This window comes from Agromyces sp. GL_144, from assembly GCF_057834305.1.
The window spans coordinates 2,984,846-3,002,979 of the sequence record NZ_CM174399.1; the positions used below are offsets into that span (position 1 = coordinate 2,984,846).

Sequence of the window (18,134 nt, forward strand, 5' to 3'; positions counted from 1 at the left end):
ATTGCAGAATTCAGGACGGGTGCCCCCGGGCACCGCGGGATCACGCCGATTCGCAACGGGCGTCGCGCGCATAACCATGGGATGTTCCTGAATTCTGAAGACAGGAGACCCCGGTCAGGCGCGGATGAGCGCGAGCACCTCGTCGCGCACGACCGCCATGGTCGCGGCATCTTCGCCTTCGACGTTGAGGCGCAGCAGCGGCTCGGTGTTCGAGGGCCGCACGTTGAACCACCAGAACGGCTTGTCTTCGGCGGTGGTGCCGAACACCGTGAGGCCGTCGAGCTCGTCGAACTCGCCTCGCCCCGTGAACGCCTCGACGACGCGGGTGTAGGCCGAGGGCACGTCGTCGACGATGGAGTTGATCTCGCCCGAGAGCGCATACGGCGTGTAGCGCGCGGCGAGCTCGGAGAGCGCCCGCGCGTCGCGGCCCGAGCCGAACTCGGCGAGCACGTGCATCGCCGCGAGCATGCCGTTGTCGGCGCCCCAGAAGTCGCGGAAGTAGTAGTGCGCGGAGTGCTCGCCGCCGAACACCGCCCCGGTCTCGGCCATGCGGTCCTTGATGAGCGAGTGCCCGACCCGCGTGCGCACGGGGACCGCGCCGGACGCCTCGATGGTCTCGGGCACGAAGCGCGAGGTGATGAGGTTGTGGATCACGTTGACATCGGTCTCGCCGAGCGCGGCGACCCTGGCGATCTCGCGCACGGCGACGATCGCGGCGACCGCCGACGGCGTGACGGCCCCGCCCTGCTCGTCGACGACGAAGCAGCGGTCGGCGTCGCCGTCGAAGGCGAGGCCGAGATCGGCGCCGTGCTCGACCACGGCGCGCTGCAGGTCGACGAGGTTGGCGGGCTCGAGCGGGTTGGCCTCGTGGTTGGGGAACGTGCCGTCGAGCTCGAAGTAGAGCGGCACGATCTCGAGCGGCAGCTCGGGCAGGCCGGCGGCGGTGCCGAGCACGGCGGGAACCGTGAGGCCTCCCATGCCGTTGCCCGCGTCGACGACGACCTTCAGGGGGCGGATGCCGCTGAGGTCGACGAGTTCGCGGAGGTAGGCGGCGTACTCGGCGAGCACGTCGACCCGCTGCACGGTGCCCGGCGAGGCGACGGCCTCCACGCCCTGCTCGAGATAGTCGCCCGCCCGATCGCGGATGCCCGCGAGTCCGGTGTCGAGCGAGATGCCCTGAGCGCCGGCCCGCGAGAACTTGATGCCGTTGTAGGCGGCGGGGTTGTGGCTCGCCGTGAACATGGCGGCGGGCGCCTGCAGCGTGCCCGACGCGTAGTAGCTCTCGTCGGTGGAGCAGAGGCCGATGGCGACGACGTCGGCGCCGCGGCTCGTGGCGCCGCGCGCGAAGGCGTCGGCGAACCCGGGCGAGGAGTCGCGCATGTCGTGGCCGACCACGATGCGGGCGCCGGTCGCCTCGACCTCGTCGACGAACGCTGCGCCGAGCGCCTCGACCGACTGCTCGGTCAGCGCCTCGCCGACGATGCCGCGCACGTCGTAGGCCTTGACGATCGAGTTCAGGAGCTCACGGTCGACGGGGGGAACGGCAGAAGTCATGCCGTGAAATCTACCCGACCCGGTGAGGCGTATCGAACGATCTGCCAGCCGACGGGTGCCGAGGTGCGCTGCGCGTGCCGCGCGCAGAGGTCGTACCCGTGCGGCTCGGATGCGGCGGACAGCGGGCCGAGGACGGCCATCGAATCCGCATAGTCGAACGTGAGCGTCGCGACCGCCTCGGCGGGGCACGCGGTTCGCGAACAACGTCTCTTCATGGCTCGACCAGCGTACCGACGCGCGCGGACATTACGATGGAGGCATGCCTCGATCACGTCGTGTCGCAAGTCCGCGTTCGCCGAGGCGACTCGCCCGCGACCGTCACGGGCGCGGCATGCGCTCGGCCGTCACCGGCCCGCACCTCGAGCCGCTCAGCACCCGCATCGAGGAGTTCGACACCACGGTCGCCGGCACTGCCGCGTACCTGCGCGGGCTCTGGCCCGAACTCGAGGGCGTCGTCTTCGAGGTGACCCAGGCTCCGGCCGAGGCGATCCACGTCGACCACATCGACCGATGGAAGGTCGCGCACGACGAGCGCCGCATCACCTTCCACCGGCTGCCGATCGTGCGCTTCCTGCGCCTGCAGGAGGGCGAGGAGCGCGACGAGAAGCTCCTCATCGAGAGCTGCGTGTTCCGGGCCGTGGCCGAGTTCCTCGACAAGGATCCGTGGGAGCTCGCGCCCGGGCGCTACCGGCACCTCTGACCTGCGGAGCCGAGCGCCGGCCCCCGGCCACGGGTCAGCGCGGATACACCCGGATCGGCGTGTCCAGCGGCCCCGGCGGCTGCAGGGCGAACGCCGCGAGCGCCGTGTCGCTGCGGTACGTGACCGCCGCCGACACGCCCTCGACGCCCTCGAGCACGACGACCCGTCCGCGGATCGGCACCGACACCGCGCCCATGGCGGGCACCTCGACCTCGGTCCTCCGCCCATCGACGGTGACGGATGCCTCGACCGGGCCCTCCTCGCCGCCGGCGAGCTGCAGTGTGGCCGACGGTCCGCTCGCGACGGCGACCACGGCGTTCTCGAGCAGCGGCTGCGCGGCGACGAACCAGGCGAGATCGGCCGGGGCCGCGGCATCCGTCGCCGACTCGGCGCTGCCGACCGTTGACCGCGCGGACGCGACGACGGGCGCGTCCGCCTCGATGCGCACGGTGTAGGTGCCGGCGGCGAGGTCGCCGAGCGGGATGTCGCTGACGCCGCCCGGCTGCAGTTCGACGTCGATCGAGTCGCCGTCGCCGCCGCCCGCCTGGGCGATGCCGATCGTCACCTCGACCGCGTCATCGCCCGGTGCGAGCAGCCGCACGGCCGGGAACGCGTCGCCCTCGGCGTGATCCTCGTCGGCGTCGACGCCGCCCGACGCGCCGATGACGACGCCCGGGATGACGAGCGAGGTCGCCGGCGCGGCCGTCGGCCCGGTGAGCTCGATTCCGGCGGGAGCCAGTCCCGCGATCGCCGACTGCTGGAGGGAAGCCGCGATCGCACCGCCCGTGCTCGTGACGTGCACGACCGGCGAAGCGAGGTTCGGCGCGAGGCCCGCGAGCGAGAGCACCCGCTGCGTGCGGGGCGCGACGGTGATGCCGAGCGCCGAGCGCGCCTCGACCGGGCCCGATTCGCCGCTCACCCGCACGTCGACCGTGGCGGCCACGTCGGTGGGGTTGGCGAGCAGGACGAGGCTGCTGCGTCCGAGTGTCGTCGACCCGGCGACGAGCCACGACTCGGAGGTCGCCTCGGTGCAGGATGCCGCGGCGAAGCCCCTGAGCAGGTCGGTGTTCGCGGTCTGCGACTGGGCGCCGGCGAGCATGCCGGAGTCGACGGTTCCGGGCTGGGCGTCGAGCACGACGGGCGACCCGTCGTTGCCCGCCTGCGCGTTCTCGGGGGCCTCGAGCGAGATCTTCTCGATCTCGGCGTCGTCGGGCACCGTCGCGGTCACGACCGAGGTCGACCCGAAGGATTCGAGGGCGGTCGCGGCCGTCGCGTCGTCGCCGATCGAGAGCAGGGGCCCCGGGCACACGCGCTGCTGGACCGCCTCGGCGGGGGCCACGACGACGGACCCCGGCTCGGCGCGATGCTCGGGCCATGGCACGACGGCCGCGGCGCCCACCACGGCGACCGCGACGGCTCCGACGGCCAGCGCGACGACGACGCGCACGCCCGTGCGGATGATGCGGCGACGCTCAACGGGCATCGGGGGCCTCCCCGGTCTCTGGGCGGTCGGTCGGCTCCGCGGGTGCGGCGGGCTCTTCCGGCTCGGCTGGCTCGCCAGGCGAAGCGGATGCCTCGGGCAGGGCGTCATCGGCGGCGTCGTCGTATTCGGTCGGTTCGACCGGCTGCGCTGCCTCGACCGGCTCGACGGCCTCGCGCTGCGGCTCGTCAGCCTCGGCCTCTGCGACCTCTGCGACCTCGGCCTCACTCGCCTCGGCCTCCGCAACCTCGGACGGCAGCGCGGCGATCGGCTTCTCGGCGCGCACGCGCTTCGGCCGCACGGGTCGGCGGTCCGCCTCGCGCCCGGCCCCGGTGGGGATGGACAGCAGCAGCGTCGCGAGCAGCACGAGCAGCTGCACCCAGGTGATCAGGCCGGCGGGCCAACCCGTGACCGCCGGGATCTGTGCGGCCGCGGCATCCGCCTCGGCGTCGACGAAGCGCCAGAGCGTGCCGAAGTCGGTCTCGCCGACCGAGATGAGCGCGGGGTTGCCGTCGAGCGCGACCCGCGCGCGTTCGGCCGTGCCGAGCGAGGAGGCGTCGTCGGGCGCCTGGCCGAGCAGCACGAAGGAGACGCCGAACTCGCGCACCGCGGCATCCGCATCGAATCCGCTGCGGCTCGCGAGGTTGCCGGCGATGGTCGCGAGCTCGCGCTCGTCGTCGGTGAGCTCGGTTCGCGTCTGGGCGAGCGTGGACTGGTCGTCGAGCGTCTCGCCGGTGCCGTGCACGAGGGTGGCGCGAAGCCCGCCGCCCGGCAGCGGCTCCATGCGCAGGGTCGCGACCCTGGGGTCGACCTCGGCCTCGGCCTCGACGAAGGCGGGCACCGAGCGGATGGACGCCGGTGAGACCGTGGCGGATCCGGTCGCGAGCGCGCCGAGCGTCGGCATCACGGCGAACACCGCGCAGACGATGAGCACGGCGCCGAGGCCTGCGCGGAAGCGCGGAAGCGCGTCGACGCCGACCGCGGCCGCGATGAGCACGCCGAGCCAGGCGAAGCTGAGGCCGGCGCCGGCCCAGACCGCGATCGCGTCGTCGCCGGCGACGGCGACCGAGATCTGCGTGGCGGCGAAGGCCGTGACGAACCCGCCGATCACGACGGCCGCGGCGAGCAGCACCACGCGGATGCCGCGCCCGAGGAACGCGCCGAGGGCGACGAGCGCGAGCGGCACCATGAGGCCGGTGAGCACGAGCATGATCGTGAACGCGTCGAGCCCGGCGAGCGCGGGGATCGCGGCGACCGCGTCGGGCCAGCCTCCCCAGCCGGCTTGCGGGAGTCCGAGCGCGAGCTCCCACGCCGTGGGCGTCGCGCTGCCGAGCGGGAGGCCGGGATCCGCGGCGAGCGCGAGCGGCGTGCCGCCGGCGATCTGCTCGACGATGAGCGGCAGCGCGAGCGCGAGGGCCGGCACGGGCAGCCAGGCGAGCCGCACGGCGGCCCGGCCGCTGACCGCGAGTGCGACGAGCCAGCCGATCACGAGCACGGGTGCGAGGCTCGGTGCGGCCGCGATCACCGCGGCGAAGAGCAGGGCGGCCGTCGCCGACGAGGACCACGAGCGGGCGGCGCCGAGCGCGGCGTAGGCGAGCCAGCCGAGCAGCACGTGGGCGAGCACGGCGCCCGGGCGGCCGTCGGCGAGGGCCGCGAGGAACATCGGGCCGAACATCCAGAGCAGGGCGACGACCGCGCGCACCGACCCGCGTTCGCTCAGTCGCGAAGCGGCGATCCAGGCGCCGAGGGCCGCGGCCGGGAGCGCGAGCAGCCAGAGCAGGACCATCGCGAACGAGGGCGCCCAGAACGCGATCGATCCGAGCAGGGCGAGCACTGCGGCGAACGGGTCGGCGGCTCCCGTGAAGCCGGCCCCGATGTCGCGCCAGCCGTATGCGGCGTTGCGCCAGAGCTCGCCCAGCCCGTTCGAGAGCGGGAGGAGTCCCCCGCCGCCGAGTCCGCCGGCGCCGAGCATCCAGGAGAAGAGCACGACGGATGCCACGACCGAGACGAGCAGCACCCAGCCGCCGCCCGTGCCGATGAACGCGACGTCGTCGGCACGCCCTCTGGCGCGGATGCGCCTGGCCTCCGCCGCGGCCTCGCGACGGCGCCTCGCCTCGTCGGGCTGCAGCCGGAGCGGGGCGACGGCCGACCAACCGGTGGTGCGTGCGGAGGCGAGCACGCGCCGCGCGCGGGCCACGCGAGCGCCGGCGAACATCACGCCGAGCGCCGCGCCGAACTCGCCGAGGATCGCGCCGGGTTTCTTGCCGAGGAGCATGACGATCGATCGCAGGATCGCGAGCGGGAGGAACGTGAGCCAGTGCAGGGGCACCACGGCCGCCGGCGCATAGACCAGCCGCCGATGCAGGGTCGCCGCCCTGGCGAGTCGGTCGCGGCGGCGGCGCACGGACCCGCGGTGGCCGAGCTGGGGCCCGGCGACGCCGACGCCCGCGAATCGCACGCGCGCGTCGGGCTCGACGATCACGCGGTGGCCGGCGAGCCTGGCGCGCACGCCGAGGTCGAGTCCGTCGTCGAGGCTCGGAAGCGCGGGGTCGAACCCGCCGAGCGCCTGCCACACGGTGTGTCGCACGAGCACGCCCGCCGGGTCGATGCCGAGCACGTCGCTCTGGTGGTCGTGCTGCCCCTGGTCGAGCTCTTCGGGCACGACGGGCACCGAACGGCCGAGCCTCGTCATCGTGCGTCCGAGCCCGACGAGCTGGTCGGGTTCGTCCCACCGCACGAGCTTGGGCCCGGCGATCGCGACGGTGCGCCCGTTCACGAGCGTCGCGAGCTGGCGCTCGAGCGCGTCGGGTTCGGGTGCGGAGTCCTCGGCGAGCAGCCACAGCGCGTCGGATTCGTCGGTCGGCGCGTCGAGCACGCGCTCGCCCGCCTTGACGGCATCGCCGAACGAGAGCGCCTCGCCGGTCTCGACGATGTGCGTCGCGCCGGCGCCGGCCGCGAGTTCTCGGGCGTCGCCCTCGGCGTGGCTCAGCACGATGACGAACACGTCGGGCGAACGCCGCTGCGCGCCGATGGCCTCCAACGTGTGCCGGAGGCGGTCGCCGCCGTGACGAGCGACGAGGACGGCGGTGACTCTGGGGAACATCGGGGCAAGCCTAGGCGTCGGTCAGCGCGGCATCCGGAACCGCGTGGGCGTGCCTCGAAACCCGGCCGTTCTCAGAGATCAGCGCTCCTGCGAGCGTTTGCGGGGTGGAGGCAAGGGAGCAGGGGTCCTCCAGTCCGCAAAGGGTCGGGGGAGGCATGGGACGCGAACGGGCGCCGACCCCGAGGGGTGGCGCCCATTCGATCAGCCCGGTCGGTCAGACCGCGCGTTTGCGGAGCTTGCGGCGTTCGCGTTCGGACAGCCCTCCCCAGATGCCGAAGCGCTCGTCGTTGCCGAGTGCGTATTCGAGGCATTGCGCCCGCACCTCGCAGCCCGTGCAGATCTTCTTCGCATCGCGTGTGGAGCCGCCCTTCTCAGGGAAGAACGCCTCCGGATCGGTTTGCGCGCACAGCGCGTCGCTCTGCCATGCCAGCGGATTGTCGTCGCCGGCCCCCGGACGAACCCCAGGAACGCCGAGCCGAACCGGATCGATGAACCAATCGTCAGGTACTCCAGAACGATATTCAGGATTGCTCATATCGTCTCCCACCCAGTTGTACCGACCACCCGAAGGGTGTGTCTTGACCAATTACACCGGTGTAATTCGCGAGAGTCAAGTCGCAGATCGTAAACCCTCGACATGCCCTCGAGGCTTCACCACGCGCTCGACACGCCGAGGGTGTTGACGAGTTGTGATCTGAGCGGATGCCGCGGACCGGCCGGGACCGTCTCAGGAGGTCGCGGCGGCCTGCCGCGCGCTCCACGCGCTGGCGACCATGTCGGCGAGGGAGTGCCGCATGCGCCAGTCGAGGTCGCGCGCGGCGAGCTCTCCGGAGGCGACGATGCGGGCCGGGTCGCCGGCGCGGCGCTCGGCCCGCTCGGGCTCGAAGGCGATGCCGGTGCCGGCCGCGACGGCCTGCATGATCTCGCCGACCGAGACGCCGTCGCCGGAGCCCAGGTTGTAGACGGGCTCGAGGGGTTCGCCGGCGTCGAGGCGCTTCGCGGCGACCACATGCGCGGCGGCGAGGTCGGCGACGTGGATGTAGTCGCGCACGCAGGTGCCGTCGGGGGTCGGGTAGTCGGTGCCGTTGATGCGAGGCGTGCGACCGTCGAGCAGGGCGTCGAAGACGAGCGGGAAGAGGTTGTGCGGGCTCGCGTCGTAGATGTCGGGCGTGCCGGAGCCGACGACGTTGAAGTAGCGCAGGCTCGTGTGGCGGAGCCCCGCGGCCTTCGCCTGGTCGGCGAGCAGCCATTCGCCGATGAGCTTGGACTCGCCGTACGGGGATTCGGGATGCTTCGGCGTGGACTCGGTGACGAGGTCGACGTCGGGCGTGCCGTAGACGGCCGCGCTCGAGGAGAAGACGATGCGGTCGACGCCCGCGCGTTCCATGGCCGCGAGGAGGGTCGCCGTGCCGGTGACGTTCTGCTGGTAGGTGTGCAGCGGCCTCGTGACCGAGACGCCCGCGTACTTGAAGCCGGCGAGGTGCACGACGCCCTGCACGCCGTACCGCTCGAACGTGGACTCGAGCAGTTCGCCGTCGAGGATCGACCCCTGCACGAACGGGGTGGTGCCGGCGACGAAGTCGCGCTTGCCCGAGGAGAGGTCGTCGAACACGACCGCGTCGATGCCCTGCTCCGCGAATGCGCGGACGACGTGGGCGCCGATGTATCCGGCGCCTCCGGTGACGAGCCAGCTCATGTCCTGCCTTTCCGGGCCGCACCCGGTCGGCAGCCTCAGTCGATGCTAACGGGGGTGCGCCGGTACGTGCTGCGGGCGGGGATGCGGTGGAAGCCGTCGCGGCCCGCGACGACGATCGTGCCGACGAGCGCCCACACGACGAGCGAGACGATGATGATGAGAAGGATCGTGGTCATGGCAGAAAGTCTTCCTCTTGCCATATCCTGCCGCGACTGGCAGGCTTGACAACAATCAACCATTTCCTGCCAAGGAGAAACCGTGCTCACCTCCGTCGCCTGCATCGCGCTCCCACAGATGGCCCCGTTCGAGTTCGGGGTCGTCTGCGAGGTCTTCGGCATCGACCGCTCGGCGCAGGGCGGTCCGACGTTCGACTTCCACGTCGTCGCCGCCGAGCCCGGCCCCATCTCGACGAAGCTGGGGTTCGACGTCGTCGTGCACGAGAACCTCGACTTCGCCTACGAGGCCGATCTCGTCGCCGTGCCCGCATCGCTCATCGGCGCAGAGCCCGACGAGCGCGTGCTCGACGTCATCCGCAAGGCCGTCGATCGCGGCGCCTGGGTGCTCTCGGTCTGCTCCGGCGCGTTCACGCTCGGGCACGCGGGCGTGCTCGCGGGCCGCAGGGCGACCACGCACTGGATGTACACCGACCAGATGGCCGAGATGTTCCCCGACACCGAGGTCGACCCCGACGTGCTCTTCGTGCAAGACGGTCGCATCGTCACGGGCGCGGGCACCGCGGCCGGCATCGATGCCGCACTGCACATCGTGCGCACCGAGCTCGGCGCCGCCGCCGCCAACATCGTCGCCCGGCGCATGGTCGTGCCGCCGCAGCGCGACGGCGGGCAGTCGCAGTTCATCCAGACGCCGGTGCCCGAGTGCCGCAGCGACTCCTTCGCCACGGTGACCGCGTGGATGCTCGAGCACCTCGACGAAGACCTCACGGTCGACCTGCTCGCGCGCAAGGCGCTCATGTCGCCGCGCACGTTCGCCCGCCGCTTCCGCGCCGAGACCGGCACAACGCCGAATGCGTGGCTCAACCGCCAGCGCCTGCTCCGAGCCCAGCAGCTGCTCGAAGAGACGTCGCTCTCACTCGAGGAGATCGCCCGCGAGACGGGCTTCGGCGCCGCCGCGGTGATGCGCCACCACTTCGTCAAGGTCCTGCAGACCACGCCCACCGCGTACCGACGCCTCTTCGGCGTGCGCGCCGAGCCCGCGCGCGAGCTCGTCGCCGCGGGCGCCTGACGCCGCCGCGGTCGCCGCGTCGAGCAGCTCCTCCTCGAACCCGGCACCGTCGAGCAGCGTGTCGGCGAACTCCAGCTCGTCGAGCGCTGCGACCGGCGCGACCTCGGCCTCGCGCGTCGCGGGCGACCCCGCCACGAACGGCCGCCCGTGATCGGCGAGCACCTGCAGGTCGCGCGGCGAGGCCCGGAACCACTCGAGCCCGACGAGCGGATCCGAGTCGCCCCAGAACGGCAGGCAGACGTACGCGGCCCCGCCGAGTCCGACGACGCGGTGCCGCAGCAGGTCCAGCCCGCCGCGTCGCACGAACGCCCTGGCCTTCGCCTCGTCGTCGGCGAGGATCAGCGCGTACAGCACCTTCGGCGCCGCCGGGACCTCGTTCCAGACGTCCCACCGGTCGGCCGACGGTGCGAGTCGGGCGAGGCCCGACGCGAACACGTCGTAGGCCTCGTCGTCCATGTCGGGCAGTCTCGACGCGGCGATGGCGATGTCGTTCGAGAGGTACTGCACGAGGCGTCGGCGCGCGAGATCGGCGCCCGCCTCCCAGTCGAGCACCTCGAGCGCCGAGACGGACGTCGAGAACCGGTCCGCGATCTGCCGTGTCGACGCGGACTGCTGCGTCATCGACGTGCCCGCCTCCCGGATCCGCCACGACACGGTCTTCCGGTCGAGCACGTCGAACGCCCGCGCCCGCGAGAACGCGGTCGCGCTCAGCACCTGGTCCTGGAAGTGGCCTCCTTCGGGGAAGGACAGACCCGCGCCGTCCCAGAACGACCTGCGGTACACCTTGCTCCACTGCACCGCGTTGACCATGATGTCCGGATGCTCCGCGAGGGTCGTGCGCTCGCGTCGCGTCGCATGCGCCTCGTCGATCCAGAATGCCGCCGGATGCCGCCGCCGACCCGAGAGGCGATCGTATCCGGCGACGACGAAGTCGGACCGGGTGCGCTCGAGGCTGCCCACTAGGTCCCGGTACGCCCCGGGGAGCAGCACGTCGTCGCCGTCGAGGAAGGTCAGGAATTCACCTGCTGTTCGCCGGATGCCGTGGTTGCGGGCCGCGTTCGGGTCCGAGACGTCGACGTCGAACACCCGCACGCGCGAGTCCCGTCGCTCCCATTCCGCGAGCCGTTCGCGCGTCCCGTCGATCGAGTGATCGTCGACGACGACGACCTCGACCTGCTGGTGGTCCTGCCCGAGCACCGACGCCAGGCTCGCGTCGATGTAGCCGACGACGTCCTTCGTCGGCATGATCACGGAGATCCAGCCGGCCCGGCGGTCGGCGGGAGCGACCCGGGCCGCGAAGGCCCTGCCCCGCGACATCCGCCGGCGGAGCGCCACCGCGCGGGAGACCTGCAGACCCGGGCCTGCGACTCGCCGCAGGGCACCTCGTACTCGACCGCTCATCGACATCACGGCCGCAACGTACAACTCGAACATGTCGCGTCGGCGACGCCGGACGACGCCCAGGTGAACAGCAGGAATACGCTGCGTCGCGGGGTCGCGTACCGCCCGGCCGCGTGCACGATCGACCACGGTCCGCGACGTTCCGCCCGCCTATGCTGAGCGCGTGCAGACCGATCTCGTCGAGGACATCGCTGGCGTGGCGTGCGTGCGCTGGAACCCCGACCGCGACGGCGCACGCGTCTCGAACTTCGGCGACCTGCTCGGCCCGCTGATCGTGGAGCGCCTCGTGGATCGGCTCGTTCGCCGGCCCCCCGGATCGCCGCGCGCGGTGTTCCCCGGCCGCCTGCTCACCGTCGGCTCGGTGCTGCATTTCGCGACGACGGGCGACGTCGTCTGGGGTGCGGGCATCAACGGGAAGGAGCCGCCCGCGCTGCCGCGTCAGCTCGACATCCGAGCCCTGCGGGGGCCGTTCACGCGGTGCGCCGTGCTCGCCTCCGGCATCCGGGCCCCAAGGGTCTACGGCGATCCCGCGCTGCTCGCCGCGCGCATCTGGCCCGAGCTGGGCCCCACCGCGGATGCCTCGCAACGACGCTCGATCGCGGTCCCGAACCTGCATGAGATCGAGAGGTTCGACGAGCGCGTGCGGGTCTCCCCGATCGGCGACCCGTTCGAGGTCATGCGAGAGATCGCGAGGGCGGGGTTCGTGACGGGAACCTCGTTGCACGGCCTGATCCTGGCCGATGCGTTCGGCGTGCCCGCGCGCCCCATGGCCTCCGAGGTCGAGCACCCCTTCAAGTACGTCGACTACTACGCCTCCACCGGGCGCTTCAACGTCGAGTTCGCGACAAGCTTCGAGCATGCGCTCGAGCTCGGCCCCGTCGCTGCGCCCCGCATCGATCTCGATGCGCTGACGCGCGCGTTCCCCGGCGACCTCTGGACCGCCGGCGAGTACGCGGCGCCGCGCCGGGCGAGCGGGGCGCCCTCGCCCCGGACGTCGGCGCGCGCCGCACGGGAGCTTCGGGATCGGGTCGGTCGCACGACCCAGCAGGAAGCCGCCTCGTTCGAGCTGCTCGATGGCCTCGGCCGAGCCGCGCAGAGCCCGGCCTGACGCGTCACCGAGGTCGCGGTGCGTCGCCGGACCGGCGCCTCGCGCGGCCCGCCCGCGTCATCCGAGTCACTCGGGCGTGCGCCGTCGGATGACCCTCGCCCGCCATGCACCGGCCCGGCGCCGCAGTGCCCGCCCGATCCTCGGCCCGAAGGATCCGCGATCGCGGATGACGAGCAGGCCGTCGCTCGCCCGGGTCGCCGAGAACCGGTCGAACCTGCTCGACCGCGGCGGGGCGGCGATGCGGACGAGGACGTCCACGTCGGCCGGGGCCGGCCTCCGCACGAGGAGCCCGAGTTCTGCGCCCGCGCCCGCGCCCGGCCGGGCCTCCGACGGCAGGGCGATGCGCACCCGGTGGTGGTCGAGCACCACCGGCACGACGAGTCGCACGCCGTCGGATGAGACCCACGTCGCCGACTCCGCGACCTGCGCCCACGGCCCCCACAGCTCGATCGCATTCGCCCCGGGAACCCACCGCGCCGCCCGGAACTCGATGGGGGCGGCTGCACCGAAGCGGATGCGCGAGAGCGTGCCTCGATCGCCCGACCCGATCGCCGCGAGCACCGCCTCGCTCTGCTGACGACGGTGCAGCAGGTCGACCCGGTCGAGTTCGGGCAACGCGCGCAGGAACGTGCGCGCGTCGCGGAGCGCGACCTCGTCGAAGATCGACACGTCGAGGTCGAACACCGGATCCACGAGGTTGTGCTTCACGAGCGCGGTGGCGAGCGCGCGGAAGTCGGCCGCGCCGATCACCTCGCAGAGCGCCTCGAGGCGTGCCGTCGTGAGCCCTCGCGGATCGACCGTGCCGCAGACGAGGTCGGCGAGGTCGTGCGCGCCGCGCGCCATCAGCAGGTACGTGGCGCGCTTGGACGCCGGGAGCCGGTCGACGACCGACCGCGGGGCGCGCTCGAGGAACCGCCCGCACGCCGCCGCGAGCCGCTCGGCGAGGGGCCCTTCGGGCATGTCGGCCCACTGCGACGCCCTCGTCCAGGCCTCGTCGTGCAGCAGTCGCTGGGCGAAGACCGCTGAGAGCTGCGGAGACCCGATCTCGTCGACGAGCCGGGCGCAGGCCTCGATCTGGGTCATCCAGTCGGTGAGGGCCACCGCGTTGAAATGCCCCGACGTCGTGACCGACCCGGGCCGGCGTCGGTGCACGTACACCGTCGAGGCGAGCACGTCGACCCGTTTCGCGGCCGCGAAGGCCCGCGCGCAGAACAACAGGTCCTCGCAGGTCGTCCCCTCGGGGAAGCCGATCGAGTTCGCACGCAGGAAGTCGGCCCGGTAGGCCTTGTTCCAGACGGTGTGATCGAAGATGAGCTCGGGTCGCGCGGCGAGGTCGGTGCCGAGCGCCGGACGCGCGTGGGCGCCGCCCGTCATGGTCCAGTACGGCCAGGTACCGCTCGTGCCGCCGCGCGACTGCAGGGCGACGCCGGTCGCGAGGTCCGAGCCGGAGGCCCGCAGCGAGTCGACGAGGAGCTCGAGCGCATTGGGCGGCACGATGTCGTCGGAGTCGAAGAAGGCGATGTACTCGGCGCTCGCCCGCTCCAGGCCGATGTTGCGGGCCCTCCCGGCTCCGCCGTTCTCGGTCTCGACCACGACGAACCTGGCATCCTCACGGGCTGCGGCCGTCGAGATCTCGGCAGAGCCGTCGGTCGGACCGTCGAGCACGAGGATCGCCTCCCAGCGCTCGAGCGTCTGCTCGCGGAGCGAACCGATGAGCGCGGGGAGCCACTCCTCGGAATCGAAGACGGGAACGATCACCGACACGACCGGCTCGGGCGAGATCGAGGACTTGGTCGCACTGTGATTCAGGGCAGGCTCCGTTCATGTGCTCGCCGCATCGCGCGTCGGCTGCTGGGTGAAGGCGGGCGACTGCGGCCCGGACGAGGGCACATGCTACCCGAGCGCGATGTCGTCGCGGCCCGCATGGTTAACGCAGTCTGACCAGCCGGAGAACTCTTCCGGCCGAGCGCCGCGAGAACCGGTATCCGCGGTCGGCGAGCGAGAGGGTGCGACGCGCATTCCGCCCGCTGATCGCCACGATGGCCACGCGCGAACGCTCCTGGAGCGAGAGTCCCAGCGAGGTCGTTCCGAGCGAGCGGATGTCGCGGAGCTGACCTGCAGCCCCCTCGAACTCCGCGTCGCCGACGGTCTCGATCGCATCGGATCCGATCGAGGCGAGTGGGCCGCCGCGCACGATCCGCGTCATCAGGGCCGGAGGCTCGGTGGTGTCGCGGAGTCGGGTGATGACCCTGCCGAGGCCGACGTCGGCCAGCTCGGTCCTGAGCCGGGGCCCGTCGCCGAGCGCGGCGACGACGCCCGCGGCGTCCCATTCGCCCGCCGCGGCGAGCCGATACGCGGCCGCCTTCGAATCCGCGATGGTCGCCAGCGCTGCGTCGGGCGCGCACGCGAGCAGTTCGAGCATGACCGCGCGCGCCGGGTCGAATCGGGCGTCCCGACGGGATTCCGAGAACATGAGCGCCCGACCGTGGGCCCAGATGTCGTGCTCGAGGATGCCGCGGTAGTACGCCTCGAGCACGAGCGGGTCATCGAGCCGGCGGATGTCCCGCATGCACGCCAGTTCCTGCGTGAAGTGCTGCTCGAGCGAGTCGGGCTGCAGTTTCGCCGAGGTCATCGAGGTCGCCCCGACCCGGCGCCGATACGCGTACACCGGCGACGCGATCACGTCGAACGGGAGGGCGCAGTAGCACTGCACCATGGCGTGGATGTCGTTCGACCGGCGCGACTCGGCGAATCGGATGCCGTGCGCGTTCCACGCCGGCCGGTGCACGATCCGGTTCCAGCAGACGCGATCGCGCAGGAACCGCGGCTCGTCGGCGATGGTGATGCCGACGCGGGTGCTGCCGTAGATCGGCAGGCTCTGGTTGCGCGAGGTCGTGCGCTGCGGCTCGAGCACGAGGTGATTGCCGATGACCATCCGGGCGCCGGTGCTCCGCGCCTGCGCCACCAGGCGTTCGTAGGCGTCGGCGGGCACGATGTCGTCGCCGTCGGCGAAGGCCAGGTACTCGCCCGTGGCGAGGGTGATGCCGAGGTTGCGTGCCGCGGCGCCGCCGCGTGTCGTGTTCGGCACGAGCCGCACCCGCGGGTCGGCGGCGGCGAAGGCCGAGACGATCTCGCGGGTGCCGTCGGTCGAGCCGTCGTCGACGACGATCACCTCGAGCGAGGCGAGCGTCTGGTTCAGGATCGACCAGAGGGTCTCGCTGATCCAGTCCTCGACGTCCCGGGCCGCGACGATCACCGACACCGCGGGCGACGTCGATTCCTCAGCCTCGGCGACGGCGTCACGGCGCGTCAACAGATCGTTCACCTTCAACTCCTACACTCGGCGGGCCATCATCATCGCACCCCGAAATGAGCCGTCGTGTCCTTGCCGAATCCCACCGCAGTGCAGCTCCACCAACCGACCGCAGCGGTCGGCAGCACGTCGGCGCGAACGCCCCGAGTCTTCGTATTCCCTGATTGGAGCGGAAATCCGTTCCTGAACATGTTGAAGCTGCAGCCGCTCGCCCGCGGGTATCGGGTCGATGGCACGACCGACTACGCCGAGGCCCTCGCCGTGCTCCGCTCCCCCGACGCACCCGACGTCTTCCACCTGCACTGGCCGAGCCCGATCACCGAGCGTGCCGCGAATTCCGGCGATGCGGAGGGGCGCAGGACGCGATTCATCGAGGCGATCCGGGACTACCGGACGCGCGGCGGGCGCCTCATCTGGACCGTGCACAATGTTCTCCCGCACGACACGAAGTATTCATCCGCGGCGACCCGCCTGCACGCCGACATCGCGAATGCAGCCGATGCGATCCACGTGCTCACGGCGGCCACGGCCGACGCCGTCGAAGAGGCCTACGAGCTCCACGACCACCGCGTCACGGTCATCCCGCATTCGAGCTACCACGGCATCTACGGCGCACGACTTCCCAGAGCGGATGCCGCGGAGTCGATCGGCGCCGACGCCGAGGCCACGACCGTACTCTTCTTCGGGCAGGTGCGACCGTACAAGGGCGTCGAGCACCTCATCGAGGGGCTCTCGCTCGTCGATCCGGGCGGCACGCGATTCCAGCTGCTGCTCGCCGGCAACCCCGCGCCGACGATGCGACGCACGCTCGACGAGCTCGACCGCTCAGCGACCTCGGTCGCCAAGGCCCTGCGCTTCATCGAGGACGACGAGGTGGCGAGCTGGTTCTCGGCGGCCGACGTGACGGTGCTGCCGTACCAGAACGTGCTGAACTCGGGCACGATGCACCTCTCGGCGACCTTCGGGGTGCCGTGCATCCTCCCGGGCGTGCACGCCCTCACGGCTCCGTACCGTGACGAGCCGTGGGTGCGGTTCTTCGACGTCGAGCGGCCCGCCGAGTCCATCGCGGAACTGCTGGCCGACGAGTGGTACCTCGAGCCCGAGGTGCGCGCGTCAGCCCTGACGTACTCGCGCGAGCACCTTCCGGCGGCGATGTCGCTCGCCTACGTGGACCTGCTCGACCGCGTCATCGGCTGACGCCCGCGCCCACCGGCGCCGTCCGCGCCCGCCGGGCGCCTCAGCGCCCGGTGGTCGCGATCCAGCCGATGCCCTCGCCCGTGACCGCGAGCGGGGACTCGTCGGGCGTGACGTAGAGGGCTTCACCACGGGCGACGGATGCCTCGCCCGAGGCTCCTCGCACCGTGATGTCGCCGCCCTCGGCGACCACGATCGCGGGCCCGTCGAGTGCGATGGAGACCGAGCCCGAGACATCCGGAGCCGGCGCCGACGAGGCCGACGGCCGCTCGACGCGGTAGAGCACGAAGTCGGGCACGTCGGGGCGGAACACCTCGACGCCCGCGCCGAGTTGCTCGGGCTCCAGCCGCGGCGGGGCGATGGGCGTGAAGTCGAGCACCTCGAGCAGTTCGGTGACGTCGATGTGCTTGGGCGTGAGCCCGCCGCGCAGCACGTTGTCGCTCGCGGCCATGAGCTCGATGCCGAGGCCCTCGAGGTAGGCGTGGATGTTGCCGGCGGCGAGGTAGAGCGACTCGCCGCGGCGCAGGCGCACGCGGTTCAGGAGCAGCGAGATCACGATGCCGGGGTCGCCGGGATACGCCTCGGCGAGCGCGCCGACGGTCTCGAACGACAGCGCGTACTCCGACTCGAGGGCGATGGCCGATGCGGCGAGGGCGGTCACGCGCTCGACGACCCACGAGACCTCGCCCGTGTCGCCGCCGCGTCCGTCGCGGAGCAGCCACTCGACGGTGTCGCGCAGGGGCTGCTGCGAGACGAGGTGCGCCTCGAGCAGGTCGAGGGCGACCGGCTGGGGGTCTTCGCTCGCGGCATCTGCCGCCCGAAGCGTGCGCAGCACGCCCGCGACCTCGTCGAGCGGCCGGAACCCCGAGAGCGCATCGAAGGTCTCGCTGACGGCGACGATGAGCTCGGGCTTGTGGAACCCGTCTTTGTAGTTGCGGTCGTAGGCGGTGATCGCGGGGCCGTCGGCCTCTTCGCGCGCGAAGCCGGCGCGGGCCTGCTCGGGCGTCGGGTGCGCCTGCAGCGAGAGCGGCTCGGCCGCGGCCAGCACCTTCAGCAGGAACGGCAGCCGGGCGCCCTGCGCGGCGAGGTCGGCGCCGAGGGACGCCTCGGGGTCGGCCGCGATCCACTGCGCCAGGTCGCCGAACGGGAGGGACGCCGCACCGACGGATGCCGCGTCGACGATGCGCGCCGGCGAGCCGGCGTGCGCGCCGAGCCAGAGTTCGGCCTCGGGGGCACCCGATGGGGCGACGCCGCGGAAGCCCGCGATGGCCGAGGTCGAGCCCCACGCGTAGTCGCGCGGGGTGTTGCCGATCGACACAAACATTCCTGAGGGCCCCTTCCGA

At 72.2% G+C, this 18,134-nt stretch carries 14 protein-coding genes and 1 pseudogene; 4 read left to right on the plus strand and 11 right to left on the minus strand.

Features of this window, described 5'->3' with window-relative positions:
• Positions 1-114 precede the first annotated feature (114 nt).
• On the minus strand, positions 115-1,554 hold the full coding sequence (locus AC3IPY_RS13735) for a phosphomannomutase/phosphoglucomutase (RefSeq protein ID WP_489184836.1): 1,440 nt from the start codon (positions 1,552-1,554) through the stop codon (positions 115-117).
• Positions 1,551-1,769: a DUF3499 family protein gene (locus AC3IPY_RS13740; protein ID WP_489184837.1), complete on the minus strand. Its 219-nt coding sequence runs from the start codon at positions 1,767-1,769 to the stop codon at positions 1,551-1,553. Before AC3IPY_RS13740 ends, AC3IPY_RS13735 begins: the two co-directional genes overlap by 4 nt.
• Positions 1,770-1,813: 44 nt before the next feature.
• Between AC3IPY_RS13740 and AC3IPY_RS13745 the strand changes: the two genes are divergently transcribed.
• A complete protein-coding gene (locus tag AC3IPY_RS13745; RefSeq protein WP_489184838.1) occupies positions 1,814-2,254 on the plus strand; it encodes a hypothetical protein in 441 nt (146 codons plus the stop codon).
• A gap of 34 nt (positions 2,255-2,288) precedes the next feature.
• Here the strand turns inward: AC3IPY_RS13745 and AC3IPY_RS13750 are convergent, their stop codons facing one another.
• The 5 genes from AC3IPY_RS13750 to AC3IPY_RS13770 all read right to left on the minus strand — a co-directional run bounded on the left by AC3IPY_RS13750 (position 2,289) and on the right by AC3IPY_RS13770 (position 8,709).
• Positions 2,289-3,737, minus strand: a complete 1,449-nt coding sequence (locus AC3IPY_RS13750) for a DUF5719 family protein (RefSeq protein ID WP_489184839.1) — start codon at positions 3,735-3,737, stop codon at positions 2,289-2,291.
• Positions 3,727-6,837, minus strand: a complete 3,111-nt coding sequence (locus AC3IPY_RS13755) for a glycosyltransferase (RefSeq protein WP_489184840.1) — start codon at positions 6,835-6,837, stop codon at positions 3,727-3,729. Before AC3IPY_RS13755 ends, AC3IPY_RS13750 begins: the two co-directional genes overlap by 11 nt.
• A 214-nt stretch (positions 6,838-7,051) precedes the next feature.
• Positions 7,052-7,372 (minus strand): WhiB family transcriptional regulator, encoded by a 321-nt coding sequence (locus AC3IPY_RS13760; protein WP_489184841.1) that lies wholly within the window; start codon positions 7,370-7,372, stop codon positions 7,052-7,054.
• 192 nt (positions 7,373-7,564) lie between these two features.
• The gene (galE, locus tag AC3IPY_RS13765) at positions 7,565-8,533 is read right to left on the minus strand and encodes a UDP-glucose 4-epimerase GalE (protein WP_489184842.1); all 969 of its coding nucleotides are present in this window, start codon (positions 8,531-8,533) and stop codon (positions 7,565-7,567) included.
• Positions 8,534-8,568: 35 nt separating this feature from the next.
• Positions 8,569-8,709 carry a hypothetical protein gene (locus AC3IPY_RS13770; protein ID WP_489184843.1) on the minus strand — a complete coding sequence of 47 codons (141 nt, stop codon included), beginning with the start codon at positions 8,707-8,709 and terminating at the stop codon, positions 8,569-8,571.
• 82 nt (positions 8,710-8,791) lie between these two features.
• On the opposite strand from AC3IPY_RS13770, the gene AC3IPY_RS13775 reads away from it, so the two are divergent.
• Entirely contained in the window at positions 8,792-9,775 is a 984-nt protein-coding gene (locus AC3IPY_RS13775; RefSeq protein ID WP_489184844.1) for a GlxA family transcriptional regulator, read from the plus strand.
• 810 nt (positions 9,776-10,585) lie between these two features.
• Here AC3IPY_RS13775 and AC3IPY_RS13780 read toward each other — a convergent pair.
• A pseudogene (locus AC3IPY_RS13780) lies at positions 10,586-11,209 on the minus strand (glycosyltransferase family 2 protein); the annotation flags it as partial.
• A 130-nt stretch (positions 11,210-11,339) separates the two neighbouring features.
• On the opposite strand from AC3IPY_RS13780, the gene AC3IPY_RS13785 reads away from it, so the two are divergent.
• Positions 11,340-12,284, plus strand: a complete 945-nt coding sequence (locus AC3IPY_RS13785; protein WP_489184845.1) for a polysaccharide pyruvyl transferase family protein — start codon at positions 11,340-11,342, stop codon at positions 12,282-12,284.
• Between the two features lie 66 nt (positions 12,285-12,350).
• Here AC3IPY_RS13785 and AC3IPY_RS13790 read toward each other — a convergent pair whose 3' ends face one another.
• Entirely contained in the window at positions 12,351-14,042 is a 1,692-nt protein-coding gene (locus AC3IPY_RS13790) for a glycosyltransferase family 2 protein (RefSeq protein ID WP_489184846.1), read from the minus strand.
• Positions 14,043-14,211: 169 nt separating this feature from the next.
• The gene (locus AC3IPY_RS13795; protein ID WP_489184847.1) at positions 14,212-15,609 is read right to left on the minus strand and encodes a glycosyltransferase family 2 protein; all 1,398 of its coding nucleotides are present in this window, start codon (positions 15,607-15,609) and stop codon (positions 14,212-14,214) included.
• A gap of 177 nt (positions 15,610-15,786) precedes the next feature.
• On the opposite strand from AC3IPY_RS13795, the gene AC3IPY_RS13800 reads away from it, so the two are divergent.
• Entirely contained in the window at positions 15,787-16,794 is a 1,008-nt protein-coding gene (locus tag AC3IPY_RS13800; protein ID WP_489184848.1) for a glycosyltransferase, read from the plus strand.
• Between the two features lie 40 nt (positions 16,795-16,834).
• On the opposite strand, the gene manA is transcribed toward AC3IPY_RS13800, so the two are convergent.
• Positions 16,835-18,115 carry a mannose-6-phosphate isomerase, class I gene (gene manA / locus AC3IPY_RS13805; protein WP_489184849.1) on the minus strand — a complete coding sequence of 427 codons (1,281 nt, stop codon included), beginning with the start codon at positions 18,113-18,115 and terminating at the stop codon, positions 16,835-16,837.
• Between the last annotated feature and the right edge of the window lie 19 nt (positions 18,116-18,134).

Bases quoted from the DNA above. Each gene is read 5' to 3' on its own strand.
- AC3IPY_RS13735 (WP_489184836.1), bottom strand. From the start codon at position 1,554: ATGACTTCTGCCGTTCCCCCCGTCGACCGTGAGCTCCTGAACTCGATC.
- AC3IPY_RS13740 (WP_489184837.1), bottom strand. From the start codon at position 1,769: ATGAAGAGACGTTGTTCGCGAACCGCGTGCCCCGCCGAGGCGGTCGCG.
- AC3IPY_RS13745 (WP_489184838.1), top strand. From the start codon at position 1,814: ATGCCTCGATCACGTCGTGTCGCAAGTCCGCGTTCGCCGAGGCGACTC.
- AC3IPY_RS13750 (WP_489184839.1), bottom strand. From the start codon at position 3,737: ATGCCCGTTGAGCGTCGCCGCATCATCCGCACGGGCGTGCGCGTCGTC.
- AC3IPY_RS13755 (WP_489184840.1), bottom strand. From the start codon at position 6,837: ATGTTCCCCAGAGTCACCGCCGTCCTCGTCGCTCGTCACGGCGGCGAC.
- AC3IPY_RS13760 (WP_489184841.1), bottom strand. From the start codon at position 7,372: ATGAGCAATCCTGAATATCGTTCTGGAGTACCTGACGATTGGTTCATC.
- galE (WP_489184842.1), bottom strand. From the start codon at position 8,533: ATGAGCTGGCTCGTCACCGGAGGCGCCGGATACATCGGCGCCCACGTC.
- AC3IPY_RS13770 (WP_489184843.1), bottom strand. From the start codon at position 8,709: ATGACCACGATCCTTCTCATCATCATCGTCTCGCTCGTCGTGTGGGCG.
- AC3IPY_RS13800 (WP_489184848.1), top strand. From the start codon at position 15,787: ATGTTGAAGCTGCAGCCGCTCGCCCGCGGGTATCGGGTCGATGGCACG.
- manA (WP_489184849.1), bottom strand. From the start codon at position 18,115: ATGTTTGTGTCGATCGGCAACACCCCGCGCGACTACGCGTGGGGCTCG.